Here is a 10,177-nt window from a genome sequence, read left to right on the forward strand (position 1 = left end):
TTAAATTTAATTAAATAATACTTTTTAATAATAAATTCCAGTTTGCCTGAATTTTTTCGGGCGCAAATTGTTAAATTTAATTAAATAATACTTTTTAATAATAAATTCCAGTTTGCCTGAATTTTTTCGGGCGCAAATTGAATCATTGCCTTATGAGCATTTTTACCCAGATCATTACGCAGTTTAACATCTTCCATAAGTCTTTGAAGATATATTGTTAGTTCATCCCTATCTTCAGCAAGAAATCCGTTTTCATTGTGTTTTATTAACTCATTAACTCCTGAACAGGTTTTAAACCCTATACACGGCAACCCTACTGACATTGCTTCAGTCAGAGCCAGTGGAAATCCTTCATATTTACTCGGAAAAAGAAAAATATCTGATTCTTTTAATTTTGATATCGGATTATCTGTAAAACCATTTAAAAATATTTTATCCTGAAGATTTAAATTTTGAATTTTTTCGTTCAGAAATTTTAAATCATTTCCGACACCCCAAAAGTGAAGCTCCCAATTTTTAAATTTCTTGCATAGGTTTGCAAAAACATCGATGGCAATATGCTGTTGTTTACAGTCTGTTGCCAAAGCAGCAATATTTATGATTTTATATTTCTCTTTGGAAATGTTATGGTTTACAAGTTCTTCTTCAGAAAACTGTGGAACTGGATTTGAAATTGAGATTTGTTTTCCTTTAAAAGTTTCTGGTAAAAAAGCTTTATAACTTTCAAATAATACCTGTATGGCAGTCAGATGTCGATAAGAATGTCTTAACAGTTCCATTTCAATTGAACTTCTATACCATAAAATATCGGTATAATCATAATCAGGTCTTCCATTTGTTGAATTTATAATTGGAAATTTATACGTATTATTATATGTAATTTCTAATAATGAGCCAATGGACATCGTAATAATGAGATCAGGATTTAATTCATCGATGTAAGTTTTCCAATTTCTTGACCTTTGGGATAAATTAAATTTAAATAACCCATCCTTGCCTCCTATTTTTGTATAAAATTTTTTGTTGTATAATTTGGTTTTCTTTTTTTTAACTTTAAATTTAAGCCATAAAAAAGGATTTTTACCCTGATAATTATAGATGGGTAAAGGACCCTTTTGAAGTGTATCAGGGTTGAAGATATTTGTAACTTTCACACTTTTATGCAAAGCAAACATCGATTTTCCTGTAATATCCTGATTGGTTGCTATTTCTACAGTATTTCCGCTGAGCGTAAAGTTATTTGCTAAAAAAGAACAGATTTTTTCAGTTCCTCCTGAACCGTTAATGAAATTGAGATGTTGTATCAATAAAATTTTCATCTTTCAAAATTCTTTACAATATTGCTCCTTAATTTTTTCCGTACTGATTTAATAGGAAAAAATTTAACCAGTTTTAAATACAATTTTCTTTTTTTTTCTCTGTTAATAAGATATTTTTGATAAAAAGTGTCAAATTCTTTAATATCATCATTTATTAAAAAGTTTAAAAATGCTCCGCTTAGATATTTTTTATCTTTTTTTTCAAGGTAAGGAAGAACATTTTTTTTCATGAACTCCTTAATAATAGTGTGCAAGAATATTTTCTGCTCATTATTTAAAGGCATCGCAATATATCTGAATTCAAAAGGTTCGTGCTCAATAAATAAAGCTAAATGTAATGCATGGGATTTGAAAAGATTATGTTTCGTATAAAATACTTCTAAAATTTCAAACCATTTTGGAATTGTATCTAAAACTTTTCCTACATTTTCATTTATCCTAACATGATTTTGATTCTCATGTTTTCTATAATTATAAATTCCTTGACTGTTTAAACTAATTTTTTTTGTAAGAGCCAATAGCTGATGAGAAAATAACCCGTCCTCACCAGGCTGAATATTTTCAGGAAATTTTATATTTGGATTTCTCTGTAAAAAATCCAATTTTATAAACTGTGCACATGTGGGCAATGCCATTACATTAGGCATTCTTTTATAAAAATATTCTCCTACAATTACTATATCACTATCATTGATATTAGCTGTCTCATAAGAAGTTTTAAGAAAATCAGGATCAATTGTATCATCAGAATCTAAAAAGAAAATATATTCTCCTTTTGCATTTGACAACCCTAAATTCCTTGCAACAGAAACTCCGGAATTTTTTTGAGAAAAAAATTTAATCCTTTTATCTTTATTCTGATAATGTTGACAGATCGCTGAAGAACTATCATTACTACCATCATTTACCAGAATTAATTCAAAGTCTAAAACACTTTGATTCAATACACTCTCAATGGCTTCTGATAAAAACTTTTCTGTATTATAAACAGGTATAATTACAGATATAAGAATATTACTTTTATTGGAATTCATTAAATAACATTACTTTAGCAGACACTCATTTAATTTATTTTTATCCATCTGAAATTCCCGGTATTTAAAAACTCCTGTTTTATAAGCAATAACAGCCCCGAAATTAATTTCATCATCAGTACTCGCCATAGGAAAGACACATGACCTATATGTATTATGTTCAACAAGAGGTTTAGGGAGTACTTTAAAATTAAGCCCATCTTTAGAAAATGCCAAATAAAGTCCATCTGCTGTATATTTCCTTACATCACCTGCAGCAATACACAGAAAATAATATCCATCTACATATGTTGCCTGAATATGCCACGGTGCAAATTCAGAATTAACTTTTTCCCACGGTTTATTAACAAAATTGACTACCTGACTTTGTTTAAAGTTTGAAAAGTCCAATCCGTTAGCAGATGTTCTCCTTATAACATAAGAAGCATCATTACCCGGAAAATTAGGACTAATATTATTTTCTACTTCAAAACTTACATAACCTTTGCCATTATAAACAAAACTAGGCGAAATCACATGATTGTTTTTAGGAGAATAAGGAGGATTACTTTTATAAACTACTTCAAGCGGATTCCAATGAATACCATCTGTTGATGTCTGTCTTACAATAGTTCTCTGTGAACTTTTTATAAGTTTATTAGTATTGTTATTATTTTTAGCGCCTCTTGCCTTAAGAGCCACTGCTTTTATAAAACTACCTCTGTAATATAAAGAAAATTTGCCATTTTCAAAGGTCCAGTCTACATCAGACCAGAAGCCCTGCTTTGGCTGTCCATTCTTTTCAGAAAAGCTTTCATTTACCGAGGGGGTCATTTGAAGAGCTGAAACCCCGTTTGGCGGATTCCAATTCAATCCGTCATTAGATACTACAATAGTAGGATTTTCATATCTTTTAGAATCCTCTTCAGTACCGATAGAACCAAAATATGGAGTAAAGACCATCCAATATTTATAGCCGTTAAATCCTTTCGGAAAATATTGGACATCAGGATGGCAGTACCCGACATTAGGTGCATTAATATCTTTTATATATTTAGGATCATTTCTACCTGGATAATTCCCGTTTGCAAGTACATTTATATTAATTGTACCTATATCGGTAAAATAGTCGCTTGCCCCGTCATAATTTTTATTATTGGATAACAGTTCTACATTTTCAGCAAATAAATTATCCTCTTGTCTTGAACAAGAAATCATACACAACAAAAGCAAAAATAATATATTTCGCTTACTTAAATAAATTGACATACTTCGTATGCAGCTTTTATTGCCGTTCATACTCGTCCTCAATCCTCACGATATCATCTTCTCCAAAATAAGTTCCCGTCTGCACTTCAATGAAAACCACAGGCTTGTCTGAAAGATTCATCATCCTGTGTTTAGCTCCGAGCGGGATAAAAATACTTTCCCCATATTTCAGGTTGATTTCCTGATCATCCAGAACTACCGTGGCATCTCCTTCGATAATCGTCCATTGCTCCTGTCTTTTATGATGGTACTGATAAGACAATTTCTGTCCGGGATTTACTTCAATCCTCTTTAATTTATAATTAGGCTCATCTGTCAGTACAAAATATTTTCCCCAGGGTCTCTCTCCTATTTCTAACATACTTTAAGGTTTAAGATTACAAAAGTAAATTAATTTCCAAAATAACAGGTAACAATAACTATTTTAGATATTGAAAATTAAAATAAGAAATTTATATACAAAAATGAAGTTTTCTGAGAAAACTTCATTTTAAATTAAATATATTTTGCAAAATTAATTGGCAGGATAAGCATAAAAAGCAATCCCCTCATTTATCCATTTACCTCCTCCGGCAGTTGGTAAATTATCGACACTGTAATAATGATCTTTATCAGTTCCGTTCCAATACTGGTAAATTGGGACAGTACCTCCTTTCTGATAGGAATAAGCGTAGAATAAAATTCCGTCACTTTTCCATTTTCCACCTCCTACTGTAGCAGCATTAACGGTTGAATAGTAATGATCATTATCTATATTATTCCAATATGAATAAATAGCCACTGCATCTTCAATTTGCTTTGAAGGAGCTTTAAAAGCAACAAACTCATAATTCCAATCTCCAATATTGTTAGCATATTTAGGAGTATAATAATGATCTAAAGATATACCATTCCAATATGAATAAATATTAGTTATATAATCCAGATTAACCTTATTATCAATCAAATATTGATCTACATATACTTTTAACTGAGCTTTTTTAACTGGATCTTTTACCAGATCATAAATAAGAATTAAACCCTTACTTCCAAAATCAACCAATACAGAATTACTCGGAGTAGAACTATTTTGCCAGTTTGAAATATTAATTTTAGGATTAGTCTGTTCTAAATTGACCTCACCTACGAGTCCTTTGGACGGATCTCCACCTCTTGTTCTGTAAGACAACTTTCTTGAATAGTTTTTATTAGATTCTGTGGTGTTTACATCATTATTGACATTAATATCAAAAATACTCCCGACTCCTACTTTTACTCCTATCCTGGCAGCTCGCTCACGATCCTGATTCGTGGTTTCAGACTGGAACATTAAGTCCATTTTCGCTCCTGTGTAAATATCCAGGGTTACGTGAGTTCCATAATCCTGAACAATCTGTTGCGGCGTTTTCGTTTGTAAATCCTGAATAAACTCAGGCGTAAGATAATCACCCAGCATATCAGTTGTAGCATTAAATCTAAGTCTTCGCTGTTTAATCAACAGATTATAACTTCCATAGATATATTTAGCATCAAATTTATTGGTATTGGTCACTGCAGAATTAAACCCTACTTTTATCGACTGACCAAATAATTTAAATCCTGCCGTGACATCTACTTTTGTAGAAACCATTTTAGAATAAGCCTCTGCATTTTCTCCATATTCCTCTATATATTCCTGAGAAAAAGTGTTTTCAGTAATCAATCTGCCCGGTTGTTCTAATTTAAACCTGTTGATATCTATTACCTGAAATCCTGCAGCATTGGAATTAGCATATTCACCTGTGGCGTTATACCCATGTCCTAAAACATCATAGATTCCGTCTCCGGCAGATTTGCCTGTTGATGAACGGTTTCCTGATTTTACTAAGTCTTCAGGAGTTGACTCACTACCGAGTTCTTCTGTGGAGCAGGACGCCATAAAAAGCATTAGCAAAGCACCTAAGAAAAATGAAATTTGTTTTTGCATCGTATTAATTTTTATTTCCAGCAAATTTAATACTCCTCATTGTGTGAAAAAAATTAACAAGGATGATAAAAATCACGTACATGTGAATCAATTATAAATAGGAATTTTCTTAGCATAACATCAACGAAAATATATTTCACTAATATTCTCAATGCCAGATTCAGAATTTGACAGTAAATTTCAGAGATATGCCGGAACAAAAAGAAATTATTGGCAACATTAAAAAAAGTTTAATCCATGACTGTATAGTTTCGAAGTTTTATCAAGAAGAAATGAAACACTGTACATCACATGAATAAATCTGCATTATCTCGCTTTTCTATTTTGTTCCTCAGAAAATTAAAGTTTAAATAAGTTTAATATAAGTACCAATTTTTACATGAAAAACCAGATATTGAATTTTAAGCAGATGATCTATGAGCATAATGAATAATATTAAATATTTATTTTAAAAATAAAGTATTATGAATCTAAAATCACCAAAAAGTGATTAATTAAATAATTTATACTTTTGCCGGATAAAAAAATTTCTATGAAAAAACTTTTAAAAATCTCTGCGCTTGCTGTAATAGGGTTAGCATTAACATCATGTTCACAAGAGGATGATTTATTAAACCCACAGTCCAATCCTTTATCCGCTAAAAATACAGGCGCTGAGGAGAGGATTTCTTTTATTAAGACAGAAGTTATAGCCGAAAGCGGAAGGGCTTCCAATTTAAGCGCCGGCCAATCCTTAGTTCTGAATGCCGGTAATGCTCATGTACATCTTGATGTTCAGTATGATGGGAATCTTGTATTGTATGCAAGTCCTATACAATGGTTCGGCCCTTCTCCAAATCCTGTAAAGTGGGCATCAAACACATCAACAAATAATTCTGTGCAACCTTTCCTAGTTGCTCAAACGGATGGGAACCTGGTCCTGTATAAAAATGGTCCTTACATTGCAGCCAACTCAGTATGGGCAACCAATACAGCAGCAGGCAGTGTCTCAGACCCTAAATTCAAAATCCAGGTCATTAAAAAAACAAATTCACTGAATTCATCATCACCTAAATATTATGCAACTTTTATCCTTGAAGGAAACAATTCCGAGAGACATGAAATTACGGTAAGTGAAATAACTAATATTTATTAAGGAAATCCAGATATAAATATTTATAAATATTATGGCTGTTCTACAAGTAGAATAGCCTTTTTTATTATACAACAATTCATTTCCTTTAACTAAATTTGCAGAAATTTAAATTGATATGGGGAAAGTAAGAGTACGTTTTGCTCCAAGTCCTACCGGACCATTGCATTTGGGAGGCGTAAGAACGGCATTATATGATTATCTTTTTGCCAAAAACCAGGGTGGTGAGTTTGTATTGAGGATAGAAGATACAGATACTGCGAGATACGTGGAAGGCGCAGAAGAGTATATTGAAGAAGCCCTTGAATGGTGCGGGATCATTGCAGATGAAAGCCCTAAAAAAGGAGGGAAATTTGCTCCGTACAGACAGTCCGAAAGAAGAGATATTTATGACCGGTATACCGCACAGATCCTGAAAACAGAGTACGCTTATATTGCTTTTGATACTGCTGAAGAACTGGATGCCATCCGTGCTGAATATGAAGCCAGAGGCGATGTATTCTCTTACGACAACAAAACCAGAAACCGTCTTAAAAACAGCATAACCCTTTCTGAAGAGGAGGTTCAGAAATTACTGGATGAAAATACGCCTTATGTGGTAAGGTTTAAGATGCCCGTTGACAGAACTTTGAACCTTGTGGATATTATCCGCGGGAATTCTTCTGTAAATACCAATACGTTAGACGATAAGGTCCTGGTAAAAAACGACGGGATGCCGACTTATCATTTTGCCAATATCATCGATGACCATGAAATGGAAATTTCCCACGTTATCCGTGGTGAAGAATGGCTGCCGTCTTTAGGGTTACATACTTTATTATATGAGGCAATGGGCTGGGAAGCCCCTCAGTTTGCCCACCTTTCTTTAATCCTGAAACCTGAAGGTAAAGGAAAATTAAGCAAAAGGGACGGTGATAAATTCGGGTTCCCGGTATTCCCACTGGATTTTAAAGATCCTGCAACAGAAAATATTTCAAAAGGATACCGGGAAAGCGGCTATCTTCCGGAAGCATTTATCAATATGGTGGCCCTTTTAGGCTGGTCGCCTGCAGATGATAAAGAAATTCTGTCCCTGGACGAAATGGCAAAAGAATTTGATTTAAATAAAGTCCACAAAGCCGGAGCCAGATTCAGTAAAGAAAAAGCGGAATGGTTCAACCACCAGTATATCCAGCTAAAATCTGACGAAGAACTGCTGGAGATCTTAAAAAAATCTGATTTAAATTTAAATGTCGAAGATGAAAAACTGTTGAGAATCATTCATCTGATGAAAGAACGGGCTACATTTCCTAAAGATATTTATGAAAACGGAAAATTTTTCTTCGAAGCACCGACATCTTATGACGAAAAAGCTTCAAAAAAAGCGTGGAATGATGAAACTTCTGCCGTTTTAGATGAATTCGCCTCTACCCTTGAAACAGCTGAATTCAATGCTGAAAGTCTAAAGAAAGCAGTACATGATTTCGCAGAAAATAAAGGTTTAGGCATGGGTAAAGTCATGATGCCACTACGTTTGGCGCTGGTAGGAGAACTGAAAGGGCCGGATGTTCCGGATATCCTGGAAATCCTTGGTAAAGAGGAAAGTATCTCCAGAATACACAATGCGATCAATAATTTTAAATAGAATTTCATAATTTTTCATACATTTGAAAGATTTAATTTACTTCAAGAAATGGAATATTTAAGTTTCGAGCTTCCTATCAAAGAACTGGTAGATCAACTTCAGACCTGTTCTTTAGTAGGGGAAGAAAGTGGTGTTGATGTAAAATTAGCATGCAGCCAGATTGAGGACAAGATCATAGAAAAGAAAAAAGAAATCTATTCTAATCTTACGCCTTGGCAGAGAGTACAACTGTCCCGTCATCCGGACCGTCCCTATACATTAGACTATATCAACGGAATGGTGGACAAAGGGAGCTTCCTGGAGCTGCACGGGGACCGGAATTTCGCAGATGATCCTGCCATGATCGGAGGCCTGGCTACGCTGGACGGGCAGAAAATCATGATTATCGGGACCCAGAAAGGCAGAACCACCAAAGAAAGGCAGCACAGAAGATTCGGGATGCCCAATCCTGAAGGATACCGGAAAGCCTTGAGGCTGATGAAGCTTGCTGAAAAGTTCAGGATTCCTGTTGTTACTTTGGTAGACACACCGGGAGCTTATCCGGGACTGGAAGCTGAAGAAAGAGGACAGGGTGAAGCCATTGCCAGGAATATTTTCGAAATGACCATGCTGAAAACGCCTATTTTCACCTACATTATCGGTGAAGGAGCCAGCGGCGGAGCTTTGGGCATCGGAGTCGGAAATAAGGTGTACATGCTGGAAAACACCTGGTATACGGTAATTGCACCGGAAAGCTGCTCCTCCATTCTGTGGAGAAACTGGGACCATAAGGAAGATGCGGCCAATGCACTGAACCTTACCCCGCAGGATGCGTTAAGAGAGAAATTTATTGACGGAATTGTGGAAGAACCTCTAGGAGGTGCACACTATGATCCGCAGGCTACTTTTCTGCATTTGAAAAGTTCAATTTTGCAGAATATCAAGGCATTCTCAAAATTCACAGGAAAAGAACTGGAAACCCAGAGACAGGACAAGTTCATTGCGATGGGGCAATATAAAGGATAAAACAAAACGGCTGAGAAAATTTCTCAGCCGTTTTTATACTCAGTTCTTTACAATTACTTGCTACTACTCATCCCTCAGGTTCAGTTCAATTTCAATATCCTTATTGATTTTCTTTAAAGAAGAATATTTGGCATCACACACCATAGTAGTCAGGATATACTCCCCTTTTTCTACCAGCAGGAAGTTCTGGCCGTTGGCAGGAACATCGAGGTTATAGTATTTTTTTCCGTTGATCTTTACAATCAGGTTGCATTTGGATCTGTTTTTAATATTGATATAAGCCTCCTTATCCATCGGGTCATTATTGAAAAGATGGGTCAGCATTGCGGCTGTTCTTTTATTCTGTTCGCTCGGGCCCGCCACTTTTTTGCTTGACGTCGGTGCTACGCTTGCATAATTCACCGTTCTTTCGGGAGCTGCTGCAGATGCTGTATTGGAAGCCAGTGTTTTTGAACTGTTCAGGCTGTTGTTTTCCAGGATCATCTGCTTTACTTTATCTTCGCTCAGAGGCTTTATCGTAGGTTTGGCTTCAGGAGAGTTGCTGGCCATCACAATCTTCATTAGTTTCCTTTTGAAATAGTCTGTTTTGGCGTGCCCCGGATTCTGCTTCAGGAACCCGGCAACAATCCTGGCTTCGGCAGTAGCTTCCGCATCATTTTCCGTATAGATAATCACGGTTTCCTTTTCTACGATTGCTTTGGATTTCACTTTTTTCTTTTTCTGTGAAAAGCCCAAGGCAAATATGCATAAAAACAGGAGAAGAAATATTTTTTTCATTAACTGGACGTTTAAAATTTTATTAAATATATAAATAACGCAAAAAGTCATTTTTTAGTTTATCATTAAAATCATTATCTTTGCACTGCTTTA

General features: G+C 34.7%; 9 protein-coding genes. 3 read left to right on the top strand and 6 right to left on the bottom strand.

Translation table 11 applies throughout. The annotated features are described in order from the left end of the window. Positions 1 to 80: 80 nt before the first annotated feature. The 5 genes from ASE55_RS19535 to ASE55_RS19555 form a co-directional block, all read right to left on the bottom strand. Positions 81 to 1,319, bottom strand: a complete 1,239-nt coding sequence (locus ASE55_RS19535) for a glycosyltransferase (RefSeq protein WP_056223601.1) — start codon at positions 1,317 to 1,319, stop codon at positions 81 to 83. Beyond that, a complete protein-coding gene (locus tag ASE55_RS19540) occupies positions 1,316 to 2,353 on the bottom strand; it encodes a glycosyltransferase family 2 protein (protein WP_056223602.1) in 1,038 nt (345 codons plus the stop codon). Before ASE55_RS19540 ends, ASE55_RS19535 begins: the two co-directional genes overlap by 4 nt. 9 nt (positions 2,354 to 2,362) lie before the next feature. Continuing rightward, entirely contained in the window at positions 2,363 to 3,601 is a 1,239-nt protein-coding gene (locus ASE55_RS19545) for a hypothetical protein (RefSeq protein WP_056223615.1), read from the bottom strand. Positions 3,602 to 3,617: 16 nt separating this feature from the next. Beyond that, positions 3,618 to 3,962, bottom strand: coding sequence for a phosphomannose isomerase type II C-terminal cupin domain (locus ASE55_RS19550; protein ID WP_056223603.1), 345 nt, complete (start codon positions 3,960 to 3,962; stop codon positions 3,618 to 3,620). Between the two features lie 153 nt (positions 3,963 to 4,115). Beyond that, a complete protein-coding gene (locus ASE55_RS19555) occupies positions 4,116 to 5,546 on the bottom strand; it encodes an MAC/perforin domain-containing protein (protein WP_082474735.1) in 1,431 nt (476 codons plus the stop codon). A 532-nt stretch (positions 5,547 to 6,078) separates the two neighbouring features. Here ASE55_RS19555 and ASE55_RS19560 point away from each other — a divergent pair. From ASE55_RS19560 to ASE55_RS19570, 3 genes are all read left to right on the top strand, one after another. Continuing rightward, positions 6,079 to 6,681, top strand: coding sequence for a hypothetical protein (locus ASE55_RS19560; protein WP_056223607.1), 603 nt, complete (start codon positions 6,079 to 6,081; stop codon positions 6,679 to 6,681). Between the two features lie 115 nt (positions 6,682 to 6,796). Then, positions 6,797 to 8,302, top strand: a complete 1,506-nt coding sequence (gene gltX / locus ASE55_RS19565; RefSeq protein WP_056223610.1) for a glutamate--tRNA ligase — start codon at positions 6,797 to 6,799, stop codon at positions 8,300 to 8,302. 48 nt (positions 8,303 to 8,350) lie between these two features. Next, positions 8,351 to 9,307: an acetyl-CoA carboxylase carboxyltransferase subunit alpha gene (locus ASE55_RS19570; protein ID WP_056223612.1), complete on the top strand. Its 957-nt coding sequence runs from the start codon at positions 8,351 to 8,353 to the stop codon at positions 9,305 to 9,307. A 63-nt stretch (positions 9,308 to 9,370) separates the two neighbouring features. On the opposite strand, the gene ASE55_RS19575 is transcribed toward ASE55_RS19570, so the two are convergent. Next, positions 9,371 to 10,084 carry a DUF6759 domain-containing protein gene (locus ASE55_RS19575; RefSeq protein WP_056223614.1) on the bottom strand — a complete coding sequence of 238 codons (714 nt, stop codon included), beginning with the start codon at positions 10,082 to 10,084 and terminating at the stop codon, positions 9,371 to 9,373. Positions 10,085 to 10,177: the final 93 nt, after the last annotated feature.

It is taken from the genome of Chryseobacterium sp. Leaf201 (assembly GCF_001421435.1).
Classification (GTDB): domain Bacteria; phylum Bacteroidota; class Bacteroidia; order Flavobacteriales; family Weeksellaceae; genus Chryseobacterium.

What these genes read in the sequence shown, in the direction of transcription:
- ASE55_RS19535 (WP_056223601.1), bottom strand. Translation starts at nt 1,319, where the DNA reads ATGAAAATTTTATTGATACAACATCTCAATTTCATTAACGGTTCAGGA.
- ASE55_RS19540 (WP_056223602.1), bottom strand. Translation starts at nt 2,353, where the DNA reads ATGAATTCCAATAAAAGTAATATTCTTATATCTGTAATTATACCTGTT.
- ASE55_RS19545 (WP_056223615.1), bottom strand. Translation starts at nt 3,601, where the DNA reads ATGTCAATTTATTTAAGTAAGCGAAATATATTATTTTTGCTTTTGTTG.
- ASE55_RS19550 (WP_056223603.1), bottom strand. Translation starts at nt 3,962, where the DNA reads ATGTTAGAAATAGGAGAGAGACCCTGGGGAAAATATTTTGTACTGACA.
- ASE55_RS19555 (WP_082474735.1), bottom strand. Translation starts at nt 5,546, where the DNA reads ATGCAAAAACAAATTTCATTTTTCTTAGGTGCTTTGCTAATGCTTTTT.
- ASE55_RS19560 (WP_056223607.1), top strand. Translation starts at nt 6,079, where the DNA reads ATGAAAAAACTTTTAAAAATCTCTGCGCTTGCTGTAATAGGGTTAGCA.
- gltX (WP_056223610.1), top strand. Translation starts at nt 6,797, where the DNA reads ATGGGGAAAGTAAGAGTACGTTTTGCTCCAAGTCCTACCGGACCATTG.
- ASE55_RS19570 (WP_056223612.1), top strand. Translation starts at nt 8,351, where the DNA reads ATGGAATATTTAAGTTTCGAGCTTCCTATCAAAGAACTGGTAGATCAA.
- ASE55_RS19575 (WP_056223614.1), bottom strand. Translation starts at nt 10,084, where the DNA reads ATGAAAAAAATATTTCTTCTCCTGTTTTTATGCATATTTGCCTTGGGC.